Genomic DNA, 21,608 nt, shown 5'->3' on the forward strand with positions numbered 1-21,608 from the left:
CAACAGGTACTAGAAAGGAGAGAGGTCATGTTCAGATTACAAGTATCCGATCACGTATCGCTTCAATTGATCGAACGGCACCATGCGGAAGGATTGTTCGCCCTCGTCGATGCCAATCGCCCCCATCTCCGCGAATGGCTCGGTTGGGTCGATGGTGCAACAGAGGCAAGTACATATCAGGAGAGCGTCATTCCAGCATGGCTGCAACAGTTCGCCGATGGTAACGGCTTTACATGCGGCATCTATCTTGAGGACGAGCTCGTTGGAACGATCAGTTTACATGAAATTAATCGGCATCTCGGGCAAACGTCGATCGGCTATTATCTAGGAGAAAAGGGCCTTCGAAAAGGTGTCATGACGGACGTCGTCCGGTTCGTCACGAACTATTGTTTCGAGACGCTCGGCTTAAACCGTGTCGTCATTGAGTGTGCGACTGGAAACGTCCGGAGCAGACGAATCCCGGAACGACTCGGCTTCACGGAAGAAGGTATCTTACGGGACGCTGAGAAATTATACGGGACTTATCACGACATCCAGGTCTATGCGATGTTACGACGGGACTGGACGAAAACGCAGGAGGTGGCAGCATGCGCATCGAGCCAATGAATCAAGCGACCTATGAGTCGTATCTACCGGTAGCAATCGAGGAATATGCGGCAGATAAGTGTCGCGCTGGTACGTGGTCAGAGAACGAGTCGCTTGAGAAGGCGACTGAAGAGTTCGCGGCGCTGTTGCCAGAAGGTCTGAAAACGAAGGATCATTATTTGTTTACGTTTCGTGATGAGACAGATAGCGACATCGGGATGGTTTGGGTCCATGTGGCGGAAGAATCACGCGGACGTTCCGCCTTCATCTTCGACGTCAAGATTACGTCCGACAAGCAGAACCAAGGCTACGGCAAGAAAGCGCTCCGATCACTAGAAGTGATATTAAAACGGATGAACGTCAAGAAAATCTCCTTACATGTCTTCGCGCATAACGAACGGGCGATTCATGTGTATGACTCGCTTGGGTACGAGAAGACGGATTATCATATGTCGAAACGTCTCGATGTCAGCCATTAAAAAGCTTCCTCTTGCGCAAGCAGGAGGAAGCTTTTTCGTTTAACGCCACGTCTGTAATGTATTCGCGAACTGAATGTTTGTCTCCAGTTCACCTGTGATCTCGCTTGCTGTGAAGTCATTGCCAGCGAGCCAGTCGGCAAAGTCGAATGTGACCGGTTCCTGATCACCACCAAGCGCGAACCAGACCTTCAATTCTTCCGGGAAGTAGGCAGACGTATGGATCGTTCCCGCCCACTGTGCATATAAATCAGCGAAGACGCCTTTATCGGTATCGTTGAGTAGTCGAAAAGCGGACTCCGCATCTTGAATCATATGTTGATGCGTCTTTAGCTCCATCATCCGACGTTTCGAGTCATCGAGGTGATAGCGGTTTTCATGCTGTAGCAAATCGAAGTGATTGGTGCACATGTTCGATTCCCGTACTTGGACGTCGCGTGCTGTCGCCTCGATGACGAACGAACGCGCGGATTTATCATGGACGACGTACGTGAACGATCCGCGATGAGGAATCTCCTTGACGAGTGAGATCGCATCGTCGACCGACGTGCACATCTCGAGGATGATCCGCCCGATCATGAAGCTGACGAACCCATCGCCCGGACGGCGACGATTAATGAAGTTATAGCCCATCGCAAGCCCATGTTCATTCATCCCGTCCATCCGACCGGTCACCCGCGATGCGGGACCGATGATTGCTGAGCCACCATCATTCGGTTGAAAGACGGAAAATCGACCATCATATGTCATCGGATGGTAATCATAGTTACGGACGAGGAAATTATCACCGGTCATGATCGAACAACCACTTTTCGGTCCTTCGACCCGGTAATGCCCGAAATGGAGTAACGTATCCGGAAGCGACAGTTCAAGTTCGTCCTGGAGTCCAAGTAACTCGTCCCAAATATGCGGGGCGTACCGGAGAAACATCTCCTTCGTCTCGACCGGATCGACTTGAAAGCGCGGAACACGGATCTTCCAGTTGTCCTCCCGGTTATGGAGCAACTGGTTTCGTTTGACGTAACGCCCTTGTTCGCGACCGAACTCATAATGACTGCCGCGGAATTGTGTGATCTCATTGGCTACACGTTGCATGGAATCCATCCTTTCTTCACCTGCTGTATGCTGATTATATCGAACACGAGAGAGAAAGTCGTACGGCAGGGCTTTGCTTGAGCACATCAAAATATAGGAATATTGAAAAATCAATCAACTATTTTAATCCTGAACCGATAAAAAAACGGGAGGGGATGGAATGAAACACATGTCAGTCAGACGGAAGATTCAAGTATTGATTGCGACAGCAATCATCTCAATGCTCTTAATCGCAGGAGCAGGACTCTATTTCTTGAATCAGATGTCGAATGCTTCACGCACGATGTATCAAGAAAATCTGATACCAATTCAAGAGGTGGCACAGATCCGAATCGATACACGGGCACTCGATTCCTTTTTAGTCGAGATGATTTTAACGAAGGACGAGACTCGAATCGGTGAACTGCAGGCGGATATCGATACGCGACAAGCGCAAATCCGTTCATCGCTCAATAAGGTAGAAGATACAGGACGATTTACCGCACAGTCAAAAAAACAATTAGAAGACTTAAAGGATAACGTCCTAGCCTATGATAACGGGATGAGCCTCGTCCAAGATGCCGCGACGCGAAATGAGAACGAAGAGGCCTATCAAGCCTACTCGGATAGTTTGGAGCAAGTCCGGGACAATGTTGCCAGTTCAGCGAAGTCGTTGATGGCTTCGATGACGAGACAGGCGAAGGATCTAAACGCTCAAAATCAGTCAGAAAAACAGACCGCCTTTTACTTAATGCTCGGGATTATCTTATTAGGTGTCGTCCTATTCGTGGGACTTGCTTTATACATCACGCGTCTGATTACCCGTCCGATTCGTCGATTACAAGGCTGGATGGACCAATCGGGTAACGGTGATTTGACAGTTCGTGGCGATTATGATTCTAAAGACGAACTCGGTCAATTGACGACGTCCTTCAATGAGATGATCGCGTCACAACAACAAGTCGTTTTAGAATTGACGGGAACAGCAGAGCGTGTCGCTGTTGCTTCAGATGAACTCAGCGTCAACGCAGAGTCGACGACGAAAGCAACCGAGATGGTCGCTGTGACGATGGAAGAGATGGCAAGTGGTGCGAGCCAGCAGCTGCACCAAGTGTCCGATGCTTCACGGACGATCGAAGAATTAACAACATCTGTCCGTTATGTCGCTGGAAATGCGCAGCAGATGACGGATCGTACAGCAGATGCGATGGAAAAAGTCGCACTCGGTGGTCAGGTCGTCGGAACACTCGGGACACAGATGGGACGGATTCAAGAAGACGTCTCGCGTCTCAGCCACGTCATCGATGGTCTCGGTAACCGATCGCAGGAAATCGGACAAATTACGGATTCGATCAAGGGTGTCGCAGCGCAGACGAACTTACTCGCGTTAAACGCAGCAATCGAAGCAGCGCGCGCCGGCGAACAAGGACGCGGATTCGCCGTTGTCGCAGCGGAAGTCAAAACGCTCGCTGAGCAGTCGGCAGTCTCGGCAAAACAGATCGAGTCGTTGATTCGTGTCATCCAACAAGAGACGGAAGCATCGGTTGTCTCGATGGAAAAAGTCTCAACCGAGATGACGAGTGGAATCGCTGTCGTCGATCGGGCAGGTGCCTCATTCTCAGAAATTGAGACAGCCATCACCGACGTGACAGGGCACGTCGAGGAGGTATCCGGTGCCGTTCAGGAAATGGCGGCGGCGAGTGAACAAATCGCATCTGTCATGCGGACGATTCAAGCAGTGACAGAAGGAACTGCTGCCGGAACGCAAAACATCTCCGCTTCAACCGAGGAACAGATGGCGTCGATGGAAGAGATTGCATCCGCGTCCCAATCACTCGCAACGATGGCGGATGATTTGAAACACGTTACCGGACGATTTACCGTATAAGATTAAAAACGACCTCGATGGAGACATGATCGAGGTCGTTTTTATGTAGGGATAAATGGGAAAAGAAGGTGATTCATGGAGACGCGTCGTATGTATCTGAATACTATATTTTAGGAGGCATACATATGAACTTTCAATCGTTATCGACAAATAGGCTGGATTTGATTCGCGTTACGGAAAGTCACGTCAATGATTTCTATACGATCTTATCTGATTCACGCGTGACTCAATATTATGGCATTGATCCGCTCACGTTTCTTGAGGAAGCAAGTCAGATCATCCATTCATTTGATCAAACGTTTTCTATGAAACGGGGAATCCGATGGGGCATGATCGACCGTTCGACAGGGCGGTTCATTGGAACGGTCGGACTCAATAACTGGAGTCCATATGCGAAAAAAGCCGAACTTGGATTCGAATTACATCCAGATTTTTGGCGACGAGGCTATGTATCGGAAGCTGTTCAAGAAGTCATCCGGTTTTCGTTCAAAGAATTGGCGCTTCATCGGTTAGGTGCGGTGACATTTCTTGAGAACGAAGCATCCTATCGCTTACTCGAAAAACTCGGATTTACGTTTGAAGGCGTCTTACGCGGCTATCTCTATCAAGGCGAAAGGTCGCATGATGCACGGATGTACGGTCGGTTACGAACGGACGTTATCACGCCTCAGGTAAAGATTGAAGAAACTGTTTGACAGCACGACGGGACGTCAAATGAATGATTTGTTTATCGGACGTCGCTTTAAGCGTTGAGAGGATACTCGGTCGTTTATCGATCGGGAACCGCCAAATCCATTTCAAAAAATCAAACGATAGTTTCTCCGGACAGTCTGCTGCCATATCCGGTCGACCGGTCTTGCGGTAGCGCCACGTCCGTTTCAGTGCCCGGTACAGACAGATCGTCCGCGGTAGATCAAGGAAGATGATTGTATCTGCGGCTTTGATTCGTAAGTCAAGCGTTCCACCGTAGTTGCCGTCGATGATCCACGTGTCGCGCGACGTGAGCATGTGTTGAATCTGGCGTTGCTCCTCACGCGAAACCGCCTCCCAGTTCGGACGCCATAATAAGGTGTCGAGATGATCGACGGGATAACCGAGTTTTTTGCCCATCGCACGAGCAAGCGTCGATTTACCGGATCCACCGGAACCGATCAGGATGATTTTTCGCATCATAAACCTCCTATTTTTTGTCATAGGAATTGATCATACCACGGTTTTCTAGTCGAGGATAGAACGAAAGGAGTGGATAAGATGGTACCGAATTTCATAATCGAAGGGATGACGATTGCTTTTCTATTACTCGTACTGGGATGTGGTGTGATTTGTCTTCCGAAACGGTGGAAGCGCTATGGCTTGATTTTACTTGGTTTGGTGGCGATCGGGTGCAGTTCCTTTTGGTACATCCGACCGACGCTCGTCAATCAACAGATTGCTGAGAATGAGAAATTGCTTAAGATGGAACTAGCACGTCAATTCCCTGATGAAGTCTACACTACAAAAACACAAAAATTTTCGTATGAGTCTTCGGCGAATCCGGCTTCAATCGAAGTCGAATTTGCAAATGAACCTAACGTAACTTATTTTCTAGATATGGATGGGAAAAGGATTAGGCTGTCAAGTTTTGTATTTAAAAACGGAGGATTTCCACAGGATTTACAGCATGAATTCAAATAAAGACCGGATGCTCAAAACATCCGGTCTTTTGATTAAGTGGATTTCAATTTTTGTGTTGCGGACATCGTCTTGACGGCGAAGAAGGCAATCAGACCGAATCCGACCTTGTTGATCAAGTCAGCGAAGTTATAGATCAATTCGCGGACGAGTTGCACCTCGATACCGGGTGCAAACAAGGTGACCGCGTAACCGACCGGATAGATCGCCCATCCGATCAAGATGAACAAGCGCATCTGCAGCAAGGCTTTACGAATCGGGGCAGGCTTATCTTCAGCGGCTTTCGTGACGTTCGTGAACAAGAGATAAATAATATAAAACCATGCGACACAACCAACGACGTATGCCCAAAGACCAAGTTGTGTGAAGCCACCTGCTAGATTGATCGAAGACTCGCCGATATACCCACCGATGATCATGATGATGTCTGCGATGACGAGTTTCGTCAGAAGCGAACGTCCTTTCCCACCTTTTAAACCGAGTAACAGCGGAAACTTGATCAATAAGAGAGGCGTCGTCACGAGCCAGTCGATGTAGCGGATTTCAGTCGGAAAACCATCAATCTCCGACAACAAACCTGATTCCCCAACAACTTGCTTCATGAAATAGTAATGAATCGCAGCGACGAACGTGACGAGAGCAGCGACTGTTGCGGTCGAGCGGTATTCCGGGGCAAGGGAATTTCGTTCGACGAGAAAATAGAGCGTACCGGCGGCCATTCCGACGAATCCGACCCAAAACATGTACTGGGTCGCAAGAACGAGAAGGTTGACATCTTCCATGTGAATCGACTCCTTTTCGTAAGTGGACACGACCTTTCATACTTTTATTTTACTAACGATACAGTCTTCAGATACTAAGTCGAAACGCTCTAAATGTGCTGTATATCAACGAATTGACAACATTTCGACACACTTGAGGAGGAGTGACGAATGCCGATTAAACGAACGGATCATATCAGTCTGAACGTCGTGAATTTAGAAGAAGCGATTCACTTTTTTTCGCTTTGCGGTCTCGAAGTACGCGGACGATGGGAGATGAAAGGAGAGTTACTCGATCGTTTATTGAGTCTAGAGGGAGCGGAGACGGAGTGTGTTGCACTCGGATTACCAGGTGAACCGTTATGGCTTGAACTCGTTCGATTTAAACACCCGCTCGACACGGCTTCCGTGATCCAATCCGTCCACGCAGGTGGATTGCGTCATCTCTGTTTTGAAGTAACGGCACTCACCGCGCTCGTCGAACGTTTAGCGGACAATGGATATCAGTCGATTGGCGACATCGCGAATTACGAAAATGAATATCGCCTATGTTACGTAAGAGGACCAGAAGACGTGATCATTGAGTTGGCAGAAAAAATCGGACCCGTCTAAGACTGGTCCGATGTATATTTTTAAGAACAACAGGAAGTCGATGATTGTGGCAGGGAAACGTTGCACACACCCGTTTCCGGTAATGATAACTTGACCTGCTTCGCACGTGCCTCGTCTCCGACAAGAAAAGCAACGACTGATCGAACTTGTTCATAACCGGTCGCAAGCAGGAAGGTCGGAGCACGACCGTAACTCTTCGCACCGACCAGATAAAGTCCGTGATCTGGATGACGTAACTCTGCTTCCCCATGTGGACGGACAGTTCCACAGCTATGAAGGTTCGGATCAATCAGAGGAGCAAGTATTCGACTACTCTCGGTCGCAGGATCGATATCAAGCCGTACTTCTTCAAGGAACGAGAAGTCGGGTCGACTTCCTGCGTTGACGATCAGCTGATCGATATAATGGAGAGATCGACCATCTTGAGCAGTGATGTCAAACGACTTCCCTTTCGATTCAATGGATCGGGTCTTGAAGCTGGAGTGAACCCTAATCTGATCTCGTTCAACGAGCTGACGGATACGCGAACCGAGTGCCCCGCGACCTTCAAGTGCATCTTTATCTTCTCCTCCATAGGCTAGAACGGGGTCCGATTTGCGAAGAATCCAATGAATCTCCGTTTCAGGGTGTTGCTCTTTAATGGAAACGAGTTCAAGGAGCGAGTTCAAAGCCGAGTGCCCGCTACCGATGACAGCGACGGATTGATTAGCGAAAACAACAGTATCACGTTTCGCATCTACGATCGAATACCGGACAGGTAAGTTCTGCTCGATTTCGACTCGATGACCAGAACTGATTGCAGGGTTTGGTCGCCCGAGGACTCCAGACGCATCGATGACCGCGCGAGCGAGAATATGCTTACGACCATTCGGCGTATCTATGACTAATTCGAACGGCGTTACTTCACGTGAGGCATTTGTCATCTTGTCTAGACCTGCCCGTGAGATTGAGAGAATCTCATGTTGGAAATGTAGAGAGGGAGCAATTTCTGGTAATGCAGCAAGTGGGGCAAGGTATTGTTTGATCAATTCAGTTCCGGTCGGCACAGTATCGTTTGCTGGTGCAATCCAGTCCGTCAGCTCGAGCAAGTGACGTGCTGCGTCACTAATATTGTATTGCCACGTCGAAAACATCCGAACGTGTTCCCATTGTTTGATATGGTGGGCAATCGAAGGACCTTTCTCAAATAGTAAAAACGATTGACCTTCCACTACAAGTTGAGCTGCAGCTGCAAGACCGATCGGACCGGCACCGATGATGACGATGGGGTGGGAAGAAGCGTATGACATGAATAAAACCTCCTTTTTATTTGTAAGTTGCAAGTATTAGAGACATGGTTTACAGCAGACGTCACTCTCGCCCATCTTCGTGTTCAGCAAGTCGATTGCCTGGAGGACATGTGCTTTTTCGAACGAAGTCATTGATGAGAAGATGGAATCAAGATACGTGTTCATCTCTTCGTCAATGGCTTGAACAACACGCAATCCTTTCTCGGACAGGCGAAGTAGGTGAATTCGCCGATCGTTGATCGCGGGACGCTTTACGAGTAGATCCCGCTTAATCAATGTTTGCACTTGTCGGCTGAACGTAGTGATATCAAGAGCGAGTTGGTCCGCAATTTCTTGCATTGCGGAGTCAGGGTGTTTGGCAACCTGATACAGCAGATGGCTTTGAACGAGAGAAATTTCTTCTTCTAGGACGGCGCAACAATTCTTATTCAATAATCCGAAGCGCCGGGTGAACGTTTGAAATAGTTCACGAGTTTCATTCATGTATAGCTCTCCCTTCGTTATTTTGCTTATGAATCAGTTATACGATATAAACTTGCAAATTGCAAATAATAAATATATGATTTTCTCATATTCAGTCGTTAATAAGGAAAGGGGAATTCGATGCTTGTTCGTTCGATGGAAGAGAAAGATCGTAGTACTGTGTTAGCCATCTATCGTCAAGGAGTAGAAGAAGGGAACGCGACGTTCGAAACGATGATTCATGAGCAAGAGTGGTGGAAAACGCTGATGCAATCTGAACGATTCGTTCTAGCGCAAGGTGGAAAAGTGATTGGCTGGGCTAAACTGGGATGTGTTTCTGAACGTCATGTCTACCGTGGCGTACGAGAAGTCAGTATATATCTAGAGCGTTCCGCTCGAGGACTCGGCGGTGGACGATTCTTACTAGAGGCATTGATCACCTATGCGGACGTCAATGGGATTTGGACGCTTCAATCACACATGTTCCCAGAAAACATCGCAAGCAGACGGCTGCATGAGCGACTTGGATTCGAACTAGTCGGTCGACGACGTGCCATCGCACAGCATCATGGTGTCTGGCGAGACACGTTGTTATTGGAGCGACGAAATGACCTCAGGTAATGAAGTGATGTTTACACGCTTGATTGTTCATTTCAAATCTTCTAGCATGACCCACCTTCGCTGAAGCGAGGGTTTTTTAGTTTATCCGTCGATGGAAGAAGGAAAGTACTAAAGACGAATGATGTTACTTAAAATGACGGAGGAGGATGGATGGATGTTGCACGCCTTATTTTTAAACTGCACCTTAAAAGCATCACGTGAACCATCGAATACGGAGGCGCTGATCCGTGACGTGATTGCATATTGGAAACAAGAGGACGTCACTTCAGAAATTGTCCGCATCGTCGATCACCAAGTGGCGTTCGGCGTCACGGAAGACGAAGGCAACGGGGATGAATGGCCCGTGATTTTCGAAAAGGTGAAACGAGCCGACATCGTTGTCATCGGAACACCGCTCTGGCTGGGTGAAAAAAGTAGTGTTGCGACGCAAGTCATTGAACGATTGTACGGAGGGAGCGGCATGACGAACGATCTTGGACAAGCCATCTACTACAACAAGGTCGGTGGCGTCATTGTCACAGGGAATGAAGATGGAGCTAAACATGCGTCTGCCTCCATCTTGTACGGTCTGTCGCATATCGGCTTTACGATTCCGCCGAACGTCGATGCTTACTGGGTCGGTGAAGCGGGACCAGGACCGTCTTACATCGAAGCAGGACGGAACAACGACTTTACGAAACGACACGCACAGTTTTTAGCTGCTAACCTATATCATTTTGCGAAGATGTTAAAGGAACATCCGATTCCAGCAGAAGGGAATGTGATGGAATGAAAAAACAACGTTTAACAGGATACGGTGTCGCAACGTTGTTCGCGATGAGTTTAATGCTTGCGGGTTGCGGAAACGACCAAACGTCGACGGACAAGGTCGAAGAAGGATCAACGAATTCGAACACGACCGACGATACGATGCAAGACAAAGATACGGTAACAAAAAATGCCGACACGGATTATGGCTTCAACAGTCTGTCGATTGAAGCGGACGTTGAAGGGGATAACGATGCCATTGATATTAGTTATGACCGGGATAATGACGGAACGGAAGCGGAATATCGCTATAAAGGGGAGCAAAAGCAAGGAGACGACGCGATGGCGGAACTCGACGCGAAGTTCAAGAACTTAAAGATTGATGCGGATACATCTGAAAATGAGGTCATCAGTGAGGTTGAACGTGTGTTTGCGATCCAGGATGCTTCTCGCTTAGAGGTTGAAATCGAATTCTCAGACGGAACCGAAAAAGAATATAAAAAATAAACAACAGGTCTGCGCCCGTAAGGGGTGTAGACCTGTTGTCTTAGTGTAGCGTCACATGAGCGAGGACACCGTAATGATCGCTCGGTACAAGGTGATGCGGCAGTCGATGATTTCCGATCAGCTGGACGTGCTGTAAGGTCACCTGTGAAAGCGAACGCTGACAGAGTAACCAATCATATCGAACGGGGCTTGTGATGCCGTCATTCTTCCTTGCGTACGGATTCATCACAGAATCAAGCGTCGCGGCGGCAATCTGTCCTGTACGAGCGGCAAAACTACCGGCGAGATCGACCCATTCCTTAAGCGCAGCTTGATGCAGAGCAGAGTTTGGAGCATCATTAAAGTCACCGCCTAAGAACTCGATCGTCGTGTCATCCGTCTGTGAGGCAATCCATTCGTTGACGAATCGAAGTTGATCGAGTCGAATGTCTGAAGCACGCCAATTGAAATGAATGTTCGTCACGGCAAAACGCACACCGTCAATCGAAAACGGGATCCGAATCGCACAGTGGTGGTTGATGTTTGCTGTCGCAGCGGCACTCGAATCCGTTCGTTCAAACGGCAATTTCGTCAGGATAGCAAGTCCTTCATCTGGTGAATCCATGTAAGGATCCATCATCATATACGGATAACCGGTCGCCTCTGCGAGGTGCTCAGCAATCGAGACGAATGGTTCATCCGGATGAAACGTCGACATGACTTCTTGCAGGAGGAGAATGTCCGGTTGGTGTTGCTTGATCTCCGCGCATAACGCCTCGAACCGTTCTTGTCGTTTGTGCGGGTGATGCCAGATGTTATATGTCGCAATCGATAATGAAAGACTCATAGCTGTAAGCCCATCAACACTGTATCGTAAAAGCAACCGTCCGATAATAACCGGTCATGACGCAGTCGTCCTTCTTCTTGAAATCCATGTCGCTGATAGAGGCGAATGGCGCCGAGGTTCGTCTCGACGACTTCGAGCTGAATTTTTTGCAGGGATTGCGCTTTTGCCCAAGCAATCATTCGTTCCAGCAGTTGGGTACCGATTCCTTGCCCCCAGTCGGATTGAAGTACACCGAGTCCAAATGATGCCTTGTGCGCGAAACGTTTTAAATGAAAACCACGACATCGGGCGTAGGCGATGAGGCGTCCATCGCGCTCGACGACGAGGATGCGGTCCGGAACCGAGGAATCGTGTAACTGATCTGCGAAATCCGTCGCGGTCATCACGTCCTCACCAGGCATTCGGTCGAAGTATTCCGTTTCCGCATCGAGTGTTTGGCGGAGTTCAGCGAGGGCTTCAGCGTCACTGAGTCGAGCCGGTCGAATCTGGTACCGTTGTGTATCGAACGAGTGGTGCATCGTCTGCATATGTAATCCTCCGTTCTAGATGGAATATGCTATCATTATGGCAGGAATGGTATCATTTGTAAATTTAAGGAGAGAAGAAATGAAAATTCAAACTGGAACGAAGGAAGATAGGACATTCATCCGCGAGCAATTGATTGCCTACAATCGGCAACATGTTCCTGAAGCCTTATATGAACAATCGGAAGAACTTTGTTTTACAGCATCTAATGAGAAGGGCGAATGCATCGGAGGGATTACCGCTTCTTACGGTTGGCAACACATTCATGTCCAGTTTCTTTGGGTGAGCGATACAGCACGACAGGCAGGTGTCGGAACCCGCCTGCTGCAAGCAATCGAAGAATATGCGAAGGAAGCAACGTGTACGAAAATCCTTTTGGATACGTTTGATTTTCAAGCACCAGACTTTTACCGCAAACATGGTTATGAAGAGTATGGACGACTGACCGATCATCCATCGAATGGACAATCTCAATACTTCTTCGTCAAGCGACTTTAACGCCGGACGTGCACGATCCAAGCCGACATGTACGTAAGTGTTCCGATCGATAAGACAAGAGCAATCGCATAGAACGGAAACGCTGGATACAGTTGAAGTAACGGTTGCTCGAACAAAAAGGCAATCATTAGGACGGGAAGGCTGATCATAAAAGCAACATACGCTGCACGAGTTGCTTTACCGGTGATCAGTGCCTCACGTTCATCGGAGTCGGAAAATTCTGCTGTTGCAAACGAACTTGTACGGCCTTCTCGTAAGAAATAGCTGACGATCGAAAGGACAATCGCAATCACTAGCACTGGAAGGACACTCATTAGATTCAATTCCAGCGACAATCCCGTACCGGATACCGGATCATCTTGAAATAGTTGTAGGTTCGCATGAATGGCACTAATGAGATAAGCAGCTAAAAAGTAGAGACAACAATTAAGTAAAGAGTGAGTGACGACACGTTTCATCAGGATTCCTCCTCTAATTGAAATAGTTCCTCGATCGGGCAATCAAAGACGCGGGCAATCTGCATCGCGAGTAAGAGCGACGGCGTATAGCTTCCTTTTTCAAGTGAGATGACAGTTTGTCGTGTCACACCGATTCGTTCAGCGAACTGCTCTTGTGTCCACTTGTGCTGTTGACGATAGAGGCGGACATGGTTCGTCAGTTTCATCTGACGACCTCCTTTCCAGTTGTTTACATTGTAAAGTCAGGTTTACATTTTGTAAAGTAGACTTTACGTCATATATGTAAAAAATGGAGCTGACTCAAAAGTCAACTCCTCAGACTAAAGACAAAGCGTAATTTTTCTTTTAACGAAAAGGATTGCGCTTTTTTGTTCATCTCGAATCGTTTTCCTGGGACAAGCATCGCGCCGCTTCGCTTCGCTGCAGAGTCGCTCCTGCTTGTTTTTCCCTAGGAAGCGATGTCGAGTGAACAAAACGCTTCTCTGATCCTTCTTCCGGATATAAAAAAATGACGCATTACACGCCACTCCTACAGGAAAAAGCGCGATTTTGCGCTGTCAGAGACAAACAAGACCCGTTTTCCTGCTCGAACGGAGCGGGAAAACGGGCTTGTGTCTCGCCTGAGGAAAGGGCGTGAAAAGACGCGTCATTTTTTTGGATCAGTCATTTGAAGCCTACGTGAACATTAAAATACGTAAGGTGTCAAAATGACAGCCATGAGACAGACGAACGTCGTCAATCCCTGATGATGACGTAAGGATAAGAAAAGCGTGACCAGCCCAGTGATCGTCATATCGGATAAAATCCATCCTAGCCAAAACTCCGTGCTATTCGAAGCAATCGGGATGCTTAATATGTAAGCTGTCGCGTGTGGAAAGAAGCCGATGGCATCTAAAAGGATACCGCCAAAGACACCAATCAGCAGCAAGCCGATCGACAGACGAAATAGTGCTTGACGTTTAATCATTATGCATACTCCTATTCTGTTTGGTTGACGCAAGAAATCCTATTGTTGCGCCTATTCAATATGTTTCTACAAAAAGCGATGAATTCCTTTCTGTTATCTATCCCTGAACTTTATCAAAAATTCTCGCTTCTGCACATCAATCGGAATATTCAGATAGTTATCGGGTATTCTGTTGAAAACGCCATCGCCGATTCAGTGGAAAGGAGAAGAGAAGATGATGCCTGAACTGATACCGGATAACCGGGAGCTCGAACGAAGGATTCGGATCGTCCATCTGTTGCGAAAACTGGGGAAGACGGACGAAGCGATTGCCCGATCCTTGTATGTTCCGATCGAATGGGTTCAATCAATTGGTGAAGAAGACGACTGGCAGCAAATGCAATCATCCTAAGGCAAGGACGTCACGTCCTTGTTTTTTCGCGTGTTCCGGTATACTAAAACAAGCATCTCAAATCGAGAGGATGAAGTGAAATGAACGTTGCCATCATTGGAGCAGGAATCAGTGGTTTATATCTCGCGACGCGTATGCAGGAGCTTGGACACGACGTGACGATCTATGAAGCACGCGACCGAATCGGTGGGAGAATTGAGACGGTCGATTTCGACCTAGCCGGACAAGCATATGCGTTTGATCTTGGACCGACTTGGTTTTGGCCGGACAGTGAACCACTGATGGTTGATTTGATCCATCGATTCGATTTACCGACACTGGAACAATACACGACGGGTGCGCTTCGACTCGAACGGGCTGACGGAATCGAGTCGCATGTGGTTGCGAATCAACCGACGGCGCTTCGCCTTCGTGACGGAATCCGCTCCGTTGCTACGGCACTTGCTGCACGACTCACACCGGGAACGATTCGACTCAAGTCTCCCATCAGCCAGATTGATGTCATGAATCGGATTATCGTCAGTTCAGGAAGGAAGAGTCAACCGTTCGATGAGATCGTTCTCGCACTACCACCGCGTCTAGCGGCAACACTATCATTTGTACCATCTTTACCTGAAGCAGTTCTGGGTGAACTTGAAGCATTACCGACTTGGATGGCGCAGCAAGCGAAATGTCTGATTTTTTACGAGAAACCGTTTTGGCGTGATTCGGGCTGGTCCGGTCAGGCAATCAGCTGGACTGGGATGGTGCAAGAGATTCATGACGCTTCCCCACAAGATGGACCGGGAGCGTTGTTCGGTTTTTTCCGGACACCGGCACGTGAACGACTATTATTGACCGAGGCGGAAATCAAGGAAACGGTACTCGCGCAGCTGGTTCGTCTGTTTGGTGAACAAGCGCGTCAGCCGATTGGTTGGGCATATAAAGACTGGTCGACAGATAGTTGGACAGCAACACGAGCCGATGCAGCCCCACTCGTGGATTTCCCGGCATATCATGCTATCAATCTCGGAGTGGAGCATGCAGCGATTTCATTGATTGGGACAGAGACCTATCCGAGTCATGGTGGACACTTAGAAGGCGCATTACGATCCGTTGAACGTTATTTAGAAAAGAGAGGAAGAGAAAAATGATCGAGACGCTACATTATGATGTGTTCACAACGATGCCAGGAAGCGGTAATCCAGCTGGGGTCGTCTTAGACGCCGATCAATTAACTGAGCCGGAAATGCAACGAATCGCTCAGATGAACGGCTTTACCGAGACGACGTTCGTCTTGTCATCCGAGCAAGCGGACTACCGCATGCGCTACTTTGCACCGGAACGGGAAATGGACTTATGCGGACATGGTACGATTGCCGCATTGACGGCACTTGATTCAAAGATCCGTTTATCTACGGCATGTCAGATCGAGACAAAGTCAGGCATCTTGCCCGTGATGCGTTTAGCGAACGGAATGTTTCGCTTGCAACAGGGACAACCACAATTACATCAGTTTGACGGTGACATAAAGCACGTTCTAGCCGCGATTGGTCTCGAATTGACACATCTCGATGACCGATGGCCAATCGTATACGGCAGTACTGGGAACTGGACACTGCTCCTCCCGATTCGTCGACTTGAGGACTTTCACCGGATGGTGCCGGATAACCAACGCTTTACCACCGTGTTGACCGATCTCCCACAAGCCTCGATTCATCCGATTTGTCTCGATACATATGACCGACAAGCGACGATGCATGGACGTCACTTCTCAGCAACGGGGGCAGGTAGCGTCGAAGATCCGGTTACGGGAACGGCGAGTGGTGTGATGGGTGTCTATTATCGAAAATTCATCCAGCCACTTGAAACGGAAACAGCGATCATCGTCGAACAAGGACACGAGATGGGTCGTCCCGGGCAGGTCGGAATCCGTATTTCTGGCGAAGGTCTTGATCATAGCAAATGGAAAGTCGAGATGGACGGGCAAGCCGTCTTTGTCGGCGTCAAGAGAGTGGGAGAGGAAGAGGCAGATGTTGAAACATTTCATTTGGGATTTTGACGGCACCTTGTTTGATACGTATCCGGTGTTAGTCGACGTGTTCGTGGAATTACTCGAGCGTGAGGGGCGAACGGTCGAACGCGAGCAAGTAGCAGAGCTGATGGCGATTTCAGCAAAAACGACGTATGATACGTTTGATGTGTCTGAAGCGTTCATTGCGAACTACAAACAACAAAAGATGAACATCGAACAAAAACAGTCTGTACCGTTTCCCGGAATCCGTGAACTGTTAGAGGCGTTATCGACGAGAGGTGCGACGCATCATATCGTCACCCATCGCGGAACATCGATTCATGCGTTGCTTGCAAAACATGAGTTGACGCATCATTTTCAAGATGTGTTGACGGCACCGGATGGATTCGCCCGAAAACCGGATCCGGAAGCTGTCACGTATTTAGTCAATCGGCATCAGATGGCACGAGACGAGACGATCATGATTGGAGACCGGGAACTCGATGTCTTAGCCGGACATCGTGCCGGTATCAAGACGTGTTTGATAAGCAACCGACCAAATGAGACCGTTGCGACGTATACCGTAACGTCGCCCGGTCGATTAAAGGAATTGTTACTGACATAACGACAGCCCCGCTTCCAGTGATGGAAACGGGGCTTTTTTTTAAGAAGACAATCGATCTGCTTCGGTTGCTTCAGCGCGTGGTGCACGCCAGAAATACGTCAGTAAAATGCCGACTGCGAGCATGACTGTCGCGAAATAGAACGGATAGTTCAAATTGACGTCAAAGAGTAGTCCACCAACGATCGGTCCGAGAATGTTGCCGATGCTCGTAAACATCGAGTTCATTCCGCCGACGAATCCCTGTTCATTTCCGGCAATCTTCGAAAGATAGGTCGTGACAGCAGGTCGCATCAAGTCGAAACCGACGAAGACGACCATCGTCACGAGAATGATCGAGAGATAGTTCGTCACGAACGTCATCAAGACGACGAGCAGTGTCGAACCGATCAAGCTGTATCGGATCAAGCGAATCTCACCGAACCAGCGCGTCAAACGATCGAACAGTCCAACTTGGATGATGACGCCGACGATCGCACCGAGAGAAATCGCAAGCGCAATGTCCTTCGCCGTGAAGCCGAACTTCCGGTCGACGAACAAGGCGAACAACGACTCAAACGAGGCGAGACCGAACGATGAGATCAATAGGACAAGAAAAGCGATGAAATAGAGCGGACTGAAGATTTTCCGGAAACCGGTCTGTTGTTTGACAGTCGTTGTCTCGTAATGACGTTCCGGTTCCTTAAGCGTAAAGACGGATAACACCATCGCTGTTAAACCGAACGCAGCAGCAAAGAAGAACGGTGTCCGCGAGCCGAGGTCAGCGAGGAACCCACCAATCCCTGGTCCGATGATGAAACCGGTCGAGATGGCAGCAGACATATATCCGAGCGCTTTCGGACGAGTTTCGTTCGTCGTGATATCAGCGATGAATGCCGTGACGGCTGGCATGATGAAAGCAGCGCTGACACCACCGAGAATCCGTGACGCGAACAGGACTTCGACGCTTTGACCGAGACCGAATAAGAGCTCGGACATGCTGAAGATGAATAAACCGATGATGATCATCGGTTTACGTCCGTACTTGTCAACGGCACGTCCCGCGAGTGGTGAAAGAATTAGTTGCGCAAAGGCGAAGGCGGAAACCATGTAACCGACTGTCGCCCCGGAGATGTTCAACTCGTTCATGATTGTTGGTGTGACGGGAATGACGAGTCCGATACCTAAAAAGGCGATGAATAAGTTGAGCAGGAGTGTACTTAAAATCAATGTATTGTTTTGCATAGTTCACCTCAATAGAATTAAATCATTTTTGACATACCGCGCCAGACGATCGGCCAGACAGCTTGCTGTCGAGCGTGAAACGCGTCGACACCGTTGTAGACGAGTTCCGTCAGCGTACCTTCCGCAACCGTCAGATAGGCGAGAGCGGCACTTTTGTAATCCGTCGAATAGAGAATCTGTTCCGTTCGGTCTCGTTCGCGTAGTAATCGCGTTAATAGATCGTGCAGTGAATCGAAAAACGGATTGAAGCGGTCCGTCATTTCTTGTTCGAGCTTCTCCGGTGGAAAATAGGCAGCCCGAAGGATGAATCGCATCAGGATATCGTCTTGCTGTTCCGAAATGAACCAATCGAAGAAGCCGTGCAGCGATTGCTCGAGCGGCTGCTGCCGCGTACTCGTGAAATACGTCGCAAAGCGGCGCTTTTGTTCTTGCAAGGCGTACGTCGTCGCTTGCAGGAACAGGTCGTCCTTCCCTTTATAGTGCGCATAGATCGATGGCTTTTTTATGCCAACCTCTGTCGCGATCTCTTGCAACGATGCCCCTTCATAGCCGTGCGCAGCAAAATGATGGATGCTCGTCTGTAACAATTGTTGGGCTTTCAGATGAATCACCTTCCTAACGGTCGTTAGGTAACACTGTAACAGTAAATTTCAAATGCAGTCAATCAGATTGTCTTACCGCACAAAAAAACTGACTCCGCGAAGGCGGAATCAGTTAAGGAAGAATCATTATTTATTCATGACACGACCGCGTGTTGCGACGCGTGAGCCGACGATTCCTGCGAATGACGTAAAGATAAGAGTCAGAAGCAGTCCGACGAACGCCCAGATTGAAACTTTTGACGCCGTTTGTGTCGCTTGTTCTGTTTGCTCGCGGACATCTTGGACCGTTTTCTTGAGGTCAGCGGATGTTTCATCAAGCGTTTGTTTAGCAGTCTCAATTTGTTGCGTCGTTTCTTTTGTTGCCGTGTTAAGACCATCAACGATATTTTGCGTCGCTTCTTCCGCTTCAGCACCTGTTAAATCGGTGTTTTTCGCGACTGCATCAGCGATTTTGTCTTCATCGACTGATTTCTCGATTTTTTCAGCTCGTGCTGTCAACGAATCACCAAGATCCTGGACGATCGTATCGAAGTTTTCTGGTTTCGTGATCGCTTCCTTACCAGCAGCCGTGACGTCTTCTTGAACAGCGTCAAGTTCGTTCTGCAAGTAACCTGGTTGCAATTCTTTGATGTCCGTATCTTTTAAGATTTCGTCGACGTTCCCTTCAAGTTCTTTCGTATCAACTTGTGACACGTTTTTCGTAATCGAATCAAATCCTTTCGTCGCAGCGTCTTGCGCCGTCGAAGCAACAGATCCGATACCGTTGCCAGCCGCACCACCGACCGTACCGAGTAGTGAGCCGACCGATTGTAACGTATTGACCGTCGTGAACGTCAAGAGAGCGAACAGTAAGATGACGCTCGTCGACCATGTCAAGAAACCGTGGACGAGACCGGCACGTGCCGACGTCACACCGGAGACGAATCCGGCAACGAACAGCGAGATGAGCAATGAAAGGATTGCCCAGATGATTAAGCCCGTTCCAACACCATCGAATGGGTTATTTGACGTGACGTCTGTGACGCCGAGTCCGATCGCTGAACCGATTAAACTAAATAAGATCAATAAAGATAGAAATGATACCACACCTGCAAAAATCGAGCTCCATGAGATGTTACGACCTGCTCCGTCCGCTTCCGCTCGGAAATGCGACGAAAAGCCTTTGTTTGTCTTTTCCATAATAAGCACTACCTCTCCCCAAATTGGTCTTTCAAGTTCGAGATGTTCATGAATGTAAAAGCTTCATCTCAAGTTTCTTACGCGCATAGCTCTTATATAACCGGTAACTAAATAAGAGAAACCTAGTATTACAGGTACATGATTAATGGTCGTCTGAACTTCAACGAAGTGATATTGGTTGCGTTTGGAGAAAAAGCATCGTACACTCTTATCAAGTGTCACGTTATACTGTACAGTTTAATATCAAAAGGAGGTGATCCCCCGCTTTTAGGGGGATACAAGTTGGACATCGTCTTAACACTGAATTTGTTGTTGCTCGTCGTATTGATTGGTTTGACCGCGTTTTTCGTCGGTTCGGAATTTGCTGTCGTCAAAGTCCGGATGTCACGTCTCGACCAGATGGTGCAAGAAGGAAAAAAGGGAGCAGTACTTGCGAAGAAGGTCGCAGGAGATCTCGATTATTACTTGTCGGCCTGTCAGCTTGGTATTACGATCACTGCACTTGGTCTTGGTGCACTCGGAAAACCGACCGTCGAGAAATTGTTGACACCGGTCTTTGATGAACTCGGTGTCGCCGTTGCGCTCTCAACGCTTCTCTCATACAGTATCGCTTTCATCTTCGTCACGTTTCTCCACGTCGTCATCGGAGAACTCGCACCGAAGACGCTCGCGATCCAGTATGCGGAACGGATGACGTTATTACTTGCGCCGTCACTCTATGTATTCGGAAAAGTCATGTATCCATTCATCTGGATCATGAACGGTTCGGCCCGTGTCCTCTTGCGGATGTTCGGTGTGAAACCAGCCGGTCACGAACAAGCCCATTCCGAAGAAGAGTTGAAGATCATCATGGCTCAAAGTTTTCAAAGTGGTGAGATCAATCAATCGGAACTCGCCTTGATGCAAAACGTCTTTGCGTTTGATGAGCGTGTCACGCGCGACATCATGGTGCCACGGATGAACATGATGGTCATTTCGGACGAGATGAGTTGGGAAAATCTATTACAGACGATGTCTGACAATCCGTATACACGTTACCCGGTCAGTGAGGGAACGGATAAGGACCGGATCAGTGGTTATATCAACGTCAAGGAAGTGCTCGCCCATCACGCGGTACAAGACGAACGAGAACTTGCATCGTTCCTTAAACCGTTGCCGGTCGTCTCGGAATTGACACCGCTGCAAGAAACACTCTTGAAGATGAAGCAGACACGGTCACACATCGCTCTCGTCATCGATGAGTATGGTGGGACATCCGGTTTGATCACGATGGAGGACATTTTGGAGGAAATCGTCGGTGATATCCGCGATGAATTCGATGAAGCGGAGCAAGCCGAGATCGAACAGTTACCGGACGGCTCGTACCGCTTAGCGGGTACTGTCCTATTAGTTGAAATTGAAGAACGATTTGGTCTTCGGTTCACTGAAGCAGAGGCGGTCGACACGATCGGTGGATATATCCAATCACGGACGGCTGCTTTTGAAGAGGGAACGATCGTCACAGATGAGGCGTTTACGCTTGAAATCTTGCGTTCTGCCCAATATCAGATTCAGGATGTCAAGTTGACCTTGCCGTCAAGCTAACAGAAAGACCCGTTTTGCTTAGTAGTTCAATCTACTAAACAGGCGG

Annotated in this window: 28 protein-coding genes; 15 read left to right on the forward strand and 13 right to left on the reverse strand. The window is 48.5% G+C overall.

The features are described 5' to 3' along the window. Positions 1-27: 27 nt before the first annotated feature. Together EXW93_RS07680 and EXW93_RS07685 are read left to right on the forward strand one after the other, a co-directional pair. Complete coding sequence (locus tag EXW93_RS07680; protein WP_174316292.1) at positions 28-606, forward strand: GNAT family N-acetyltransferase; 579 nt, start codon at positions 28-30, stop codon at positions 604-606. After that, on the forward strand, positions 588-1,064 hold the full coding sequence (locus tag EXW93_RS07685; RefSeq protein ID WP_174316293.1) for a GNAT family N-acetyltransferase: 477 nt from the start codon (positions 588-590) through the stop codon (positions 1,062-1,064). Before EXW93_RS07680 ends, EXW93_RS07685 begins: the two co-directional genes overlap by 19 nt. A 39-nt stretch (positions 1,065-1,103) precedes the next feature. On the opposite strand, the gene EXW93_RS07690 is transcribed toward EXW93_RS07685, so the two are convergent. Beyond that, positions 1,104-2,156, reverse strand: coding sequence for a C45 family autoproteolytic acyltransferase/hydrolase (locus tag EXW93_RS07690; protein ID WP_023468255.1), 1,053 nt, complete (start codon positions 2,154-2,156; stop codon positions 1,104-1,106). Positions 2,157-2,316: 160 nt separating this feature from the next. Between EXW93_RS07690 and EXW93_RS07695 the strand changes: the two genes are divergently transcribed. After that, positions 2,317-4,023, forward strand: a complete 1,707-nt coding sequence (locus EXW93_RS07695; RefSeq protein ID WP_174316294.1) for a methyl-accepting chemotaxis protein — start codon at positions 2,317-2,319, stop codon at positions 4,021-4,023. A gap of 125 nt (positions 4,024-4,148) precedes the next feature. Beyond that, the gene (locus EXW93_RS07700) at positions 4,149-4,718 is read left to right on the forward strand and encodes a GNAT family N-acetyltransferase (RefSeq protein WP_174316295.1); all 570 of its coding nucleotides are present in this window, start codon (positions 4,149-4,151) and stop codon (positions 4,716-4,718) included. On the opposite strand, the gene EXW93_RS07705 is transcribed toward EXW93_RS07700, so the two are convergent. After that, positions 4,684-5,193, reverse strand: a complete 510-nt coding sequence (locus EXW93_RS07705; RefSeq protein ID WP_035397451.1) for a DNA topology modulation protein — start codon at positions 5,191-5,193, stop codon at positions 4,684-4,686. The two genes, EXW93_RS07700 and EXW93_RS07705, sit on opposite strands and share 35 nt — an antisense overlap. 81 nt (positions 5,194-5,274) lie before the next feature. On the opposite strand from EXW93_RS07705, the gene EXW93_RS07710 reads away from it, so the two are divergent. After that, the gene (locus tag EXW93_RS07710) at positions 5,275-5,697 is read left to right on the forward strand and encodes a hypothetical protein (protein WP_174316296.1); all 423 of its coding nucleotides are present in this window, start codon (positions 5,275-5,277) and stop codon (positions 5,695-5,697) included. A gap of 32 nt (positions 5,698-5,729) precedes the next feature. On the opposite strand, the gene EXW93_RS07715 is transcribed toward EXW93_RS07710, so the two are convergent. Continuing rightward, complete coding sequence (locus tag EXW93_RS07715; protein ID WP_174316297.1) at positions 5,730-6,476, reverse strand: bacteriorhodopsin; 747 nt, start codon at positions 6,474-6,476, stop codon at positions 5,730-5,732. 150 nt (positions 6,477-6,626) lie between these two features. Here EXW93_RS07715 and EXW93_RS07720 point away from each other — a divergent pair, with 150 nt between their 5' ends. Continuing rightward, positions 6,627-7,067: a VOC family protein gene (locus tag EXW93_RS07720; RefSeq protein WP_174316298.1), complete on the forward strand. Its 441-nt coding sequence runs from the start codon at positions 6,627-6,629 to the stop codon at positions 7,065-7,067. Between the two features lie 20 nt (positions 7,068-7,087). Here EXW93_RS07720 and EXW93_RS07725 read toward each other — a convergent pair whose 3' ends face one another. Together EXW93_RS07725 and EXW93_RS07730 are read right to left on the reverse strand one after the other, a co-directional pair. Further along, complete coding sequence (locus EXW93_RS07725) at positions 7,088-8,356, reverse strand: NAD(P)-binding domain-containing protein (protein WP_174316299.1); 1,269 nt, start codon at positions 8,354-8,356, stop codon at positions 7,088-7,090. A gap of 36 nt (positions 8,357-8,392) precedes the next feature. Beyond that, positions 8,393-8,839 carry a MarR family winged helix-turn-helix transcriptional regulator gene (locus EXW93_RS07730; protein ID WP_174316300.1) on the reverse strand — a complete coding sequence of 149 codons (447 nt, stop codon included), beginning with the start codon at positions 8,837-8,839 and terminating at the stop codon, positions 8,393-8,395. Positions 8,840-8,959: 120 nt separating this feature from the next. On the opposite strand from EXW93_RS07730, the gene EXW93_RS07735 reads away from it, so the two are divergent. The 3 genes from EXW93_RS07735 (at position 8,960) to EXW93_RS07745 (ending at position 10,693) form a co-directional block, all read left to right on the forward strand. Next, complete coding sequence (locus EXW93_RS07735; RefSeq protein ID WP_174316301.1) at positions 8,960-9,439, forward strand: GNAT family N-acetyltransferase; 480 nt, start codon at positions 8,960-8,962, stop codon at positions 9,437-9,439. Positions 9,440-9,593: 154 nt separating this feature from the next. Further along, positions 9,594-10,211 (forward strand): flavodoxin family protein, encoded by a 618-nt coding sequence (locus tag EXW93_RS07740; protein WP_305798079.1) that lies wholly within the window; start codon positions 9,594-9,596, stop codon positions 10,209-10,211. Next, positions 10,208-10,693 (forward strand): YusW family protein, encoded by a 486-nt coding sequence (locus tag EXW93_RS07745; protein ID WP_254606194.1) that lies wholly within the window; start codon positions 10,208-10,210, stop codon positions 10,691-10,693. The genes EXW93_RS07740 and EXW93_RS07745 overlap by 4 nt, the downstream gene beginning before the upstream one ends. A gap of 40 nt (positions 10,694-10,733) precedes the next feature. Here the strand turns inward: EXW93_RS07745 and EXW93_RS07750 are convergent, their stop codons facing one another. After that, complete coding sequence (locus tag EXW93_RS07750) at positions 10,734-11,519, reverse strand: endonuclease/exonuclease/phosphatase family protein (RefSeq protein ID WP_174316302.1); 786 nt, start codon at positions 11,517-11,519, stop codon at positions 10,734-10,736. After that, complete coding sequence (locus tag EXW93_RS07755; protein ID WP_055968034.1) at positions 11,516-12,046, reverse strand: GNAT family N-acetyltransferase; 531 nt, start codon at positions 12,044-12,046, stop codon at positions 11,516-11,518. Before EXW93_RS07755 ends, EXW93_RS07750 begins: the two co-directional genes overlap by 4 nt. A 79-nt stretch (positions 12,047-12,125) precedes the next feature. Between EXW93_RS07755 and EXW93_RS07760 the strand changes: the two genes are divergently transcribed. Further along, positions 12,126-12,542: a GNAT family N-acetyltransferase gene (locus EXW93_RS07760; protein WP_055968037.1), complete on the forward strand. Its 417-nt coding sequence runs from the start codon at positions 12,126-12,128 to the stop codon at positions 12,540-12,542. On the opposite strand, the gene EXW93_RS07765 is transcribed toward EXW93_RS07760, so the two are convergent. The 3 genes from EXW93_RS07765 to EXW93_RS07775 all read right to left on the reverse strand — a co-directional run bounded on the left by EXW93_RS07765 (position 12,539) and on the right by EXW93_RS07775 (position 13,967). Next, the gene (locus EXW93_RS07765; protein ID WP_174316303.1) at positions 12,539-13,000 is read right to left on the reverse strand and encodes a DUF2178 domain-containing protein; all 462 of its coding nucleotides are present in this window, start codon (positions 12,998-13,000) and stop codon (positions 12,539-12,541) included. The two genes, EXW93_RS07760 and EXW93_RS07765, sit on opposite strands and share 4 nt — an antisense overlap. After that, a complete protein-coding gene (locus EXW93_RS07770; RefSeq protein ID WP_023468270.1) occupies positions 13,000-13,206 on the reverse strand; it encodes a helix-turn-helix transcriptional regulator in 207 nt (68 codons plus the stop codon). Before EXW93_RS07770 ends, EXW93_RS07765 begins: the two co-directional genes overlap by 1 nt. A 479-nt stretch (positions 13,207-13,685) precedes the next feature. Continuing rightward, positions 13,686-13,967: a hypothetical protein gene (locus tag EXW93_RS07775; RefSeq protein WP_055968043.1), complete on the reverse strand. Its 282-nt coding sequence runs from the start codon at positions 13,965-13,967 to the stop codon at positions 13,686-13,688. A 214-nt stretch (positions 13,968-14,181) separates the two neighbouring features. On the opposite strand from EXW93_RS07775, the gene EXW93_RS07780 reads away from it, so the two are divergent. The 4 genes from EXW93_RS07780 (at position 14,182) to EXW93_RS07795 (ending at position 16,976) form a co-directional block, all read left to right on the forward strand. After that, positions 14,182-14,358, forward strand: coding sequence for a hypothetical protein (locus EXW93_RS07780; RefSeq protein ID WP_174316304.1), 177 nt, complete (start codon positions 14,182-14,184; stop codon positions 14,356-14,358). An 80-nt stretch (positions 14,359-14,438) separates the two neighbouring features. Next, positions 14,439-15,491, forward strand: coding sequence for a flavin monoamine oxidase family protein (locus EXW93_RS07785; protein WP_174316305.1), 1,053 nt, complete (start codon positions 14,439-14,441; stop codon positions 15,489-15,491). Next, complete coding sequence (locus EXW93_RS07790) at positions 15,488-16,399, forward strand: PhzF family phenazine biosynthesis protein (RefSeq protein ID WP_174316306.1); 912 nt, start codon at positions 15,488-15,490, stop codon at positions 16,397-16,399. Before EXW93_RS07785 ends, EXW93_RS07790 begins: the two co-directional genes overlap by 4 nt. Continuing rightward, entirely contained in the window at positions 16,371-16,976 is a 606-nt protein-coding gene (locus tag EXW93_RS07795) for an HAD-IA family hydrolase (RefSeq protein ID WP_174316307.1), read from the forward strand. Before EXW93_RS07790 ends, EXW93_RS07795 begins: the two co-directional genes overlap by 29 nt. A gap of 39 nt (positions 16,977-17,015) precedes the next feature. Here EXW93_RS07795 and EXW93_RS07800 read toward each other — a convergent pair whose 3' ends face one another. The 3 genes from EXW93_RS07800 to EXW93_RS07810 form a co-directional block, all read right to left on the reverse strand. Beyond that, positions 17,016-18,197, reverse strand: coding sequence for an MFS transporter (locus EXW93_RS07800; RefSeq protein ID WP_174316308.1), 1,182 nt, complete (start codon positions 18,195-18,197; stop codon positions 17,016-17,018). A gap of 17 nt (positions 18,198-18,214) precedes the next feature. Next, positions 18,215-18,808 (reverse strand): TetR/AcrR family transcriptional regulator, encoded by a 594-nt coding sequence (locus EXW93_RS07805; RefSeq protein WP_235515878.1) that lies wholly within the window; start codon positions 18,806-18,808, stop codon positions 18,215-18,217. A gap of 117 nt (positions 18,809-18,925) precedes the next feature. Continuing rightward, positions 18,926-19,978 (reverse strand): YrzE family protein, encoded by a 1,053-nt coding sequence (locus EXW93_RS07810; protein ID WP_074668472.1) that lies wholly within the window; start codon positions 19,976-19,978, stop codon positions 18,926-18,928. A gap of 282 nt (positions 19,979-20,260) precedes the next feature. Here EXW93_RS07810 and EXW93_RS07815 point away from each other — a divergent pair, with 282 nt between their 5' ends. Then, positions 20,261-21,562: a hemolysin family protein gene (locus tag EXW93_RS07815; protein ID WP_047395248.1), complete on the forward strand. Its 1,302-nt coding sequence runs from the start codon at positions 20,261-20,263 to the stop codon at positions 21,560-21,562. Positions 21,563-21,608: the final 46 nt, after the last annotated feature.

Origin of the sequence: Exiguobacterium sp. JMULE1 (assembly GCF_013337175.1) — a bacterium.
Classification (GTDB): Bacteria; Bacillota; Bacilli; order Exiguobacteriales; family Exiguobacteriaceae; genus Exiguobacterium_A; species Exiguobacterium_A indicum.

Bases quoted from the DNA above. Each gene is read 5' to 3' on its own strand.
- EXW93_RS07680 (WP_174316292.1), top strand. From the start codon at position 28: ATGTTCAGATTACAAGTATCCGATCACGTATCGCTTCAATTGATCGAA.
- EXW93_RS07685 (WP_174316293.1), top strand. From the start codon at position 588: ATGCGCATCGAGCCAATGAATCAAGCGACCTATGAGTCGTATCTACCG.
- EXW93_RS07690 (WP_023468255.1), bottom strand. From the start codon at position 2,156: ATGCAACGTGTAGCCAATGAGATCACACAATTCCGCGGCAGTCATTAT.
- EXW93_RS07695 (WP_174316294.1), top strand. From the start codon at position 2,317: ATGAAACACATGTCAGTCAGACGGAAGATTCAAGTATTGATTGCGACA.
- EXW93_RS07700 (WP_174316295.1), top strand. From the start codon at position 4,149: ATGAACTTTCAATCGTTATCGACAAATAGGCTGGATTTGATTCGCGTT.
- EXW93_RS07705 (WP_035397451.1), bottom strand. From the start codon at position 5,193: ATGCGAAAAATCATCCTGATCGGTTCCGGTGGATCCGGTAAATCGACG.
- EXW93_RS07710 (WP_174316296.1), top strand. From the start codon at position 5,275: ATGGTACCGAATTTCATAATCGAAGGGATGACGATTGCTTTTCTATTA.
- EXW93_RS07715 (WP_174316297.1), bottom strand. From the start codon at position 6,476: ATGGAAGATGTCAACCTTCTCGTTCTTGCGACCCAGTACATGTTTTGG.
- EXW93_RS07720 (WP_174316298.1), top strand. From the start codon at position 6,627: ATGCCGATTAAACGAACGGATCATATCAGTCTGAACGTCGTGAATTTA.
- EXW93_RS07725 (WP_174316299.1), bottom strand. From the start codon at position 8,356: ATGTCATACGCTTCTTCCCACCCCATCGTCATCATCGGTGCCGGTCCG.
- EXW93_RS07730 (WP_174316300.1), bottom strand. From the start codon at position 8,839: ATGAATGAAACTCGTGAACTATTTCAAACGTTCACCCGGCGCTTCGGA.
- EXW93_RS07735 (WP_174316301.1), top strand. From the start codon at position 8,960: ATGCTTGTTCGTTCGATGGAAGAGAAAGATCGTAGTACTGTGTTAGCC.
- EXW93_RS07740 (WP_305798079.1), top strand. From the start codon at position 9,594: ATGTTGCACGCCTTATTTTTAAACTGCACCTTAAAAGCATCACGTGAA.
- EXW93_RS07745 (WP_254606194.1), top strand. From the start codon at position 10,208: ATGAAAAAACAACGTTTAACAGGATACGGTGTCGCAACGTTGTTCGCG.
- EXW93_RS07750 (WP_174316302.1), bottom strand. From the start codon at position 11,519: ATGAGTCTTTCATTATCGATTGCGACATATAACATCTGGCATCACCCG.
- EXW93_RS07755 (WP_055968034.1), bottom strand. From the start codon at position 12,046: ATGCAGACGATGCACCACTCGTTCGATACACAACGGTACCAGATTCGA.
- EXW93_RS07760 (WP_055968037.1), top strand. From the start codon at position 12,126: ATGAAAATTCAAACTGGAACGAAGGAAGATAGGACATTCATCCGCGAG.
- EXW93_RS07765 (WP_174316303.1), bottom strand. From the start codon at position 13,000: ATGAAACGTGTCGTCACTCACTCTTTACTTAATTGTTGTCTCTACTTT.
- EXW93_RS07770 (WP_023468270.1), bottom strand. From the start codon at position 13,206: ATGAAACTGACGAACCATGTCCGCCTCTATCGTCAACAGCACAAGTGG.
- EXW93_RS07775 (WP_055968043.1), bottom strand. From the start codon at position 13,967: ATGATTAAACGTCAAGCACTATTTCGTCTGTCGATCGGCTTGCTGCTG.
- EXW93_RS07780 (WP_174316304.1), top strand. From the start codon at position 14,182: ATGATGCCTGAACTGATACCGGATAACCGGGAGCTCGAACGAAGGATT.
- EXW93_RS07785 (WP_174316305.1), top strand. From the start codon at position 14,439: ATGAACGTTGCCATCATTGGAGCAGGAATCAGTGGTTTATATCTCGCG.
- EXW93_RS07790 (WP_174316306.1), top strand. From the start codon at position 15,488: ATGATCGAGACGCTACATTATGATGTGTTCACAACGATGCCAGGAAGC.
- EXW93_RS07795 (WP_174316307.1), top strand. From the start codon at position 16,371: ATGTTGAAACATTTCATTTGGGATTTTGACGGCACCTTGTTTGATACG.
- EXW93_RS07800 (WP_174316308.1), bottom strand. From the start codon at position 18,197: ATGCAAAACAATACATTGATTTTAAGTACACTCCTGCTCAACTTATTC.
- EXW93_RS07810 (WP_074668472.1), bottom strand. From the start codon at position 19,978: ATGGAAAAGACAAACAAAGGCTTTTCGTCGCATTTCCGAGCGGAAGCG.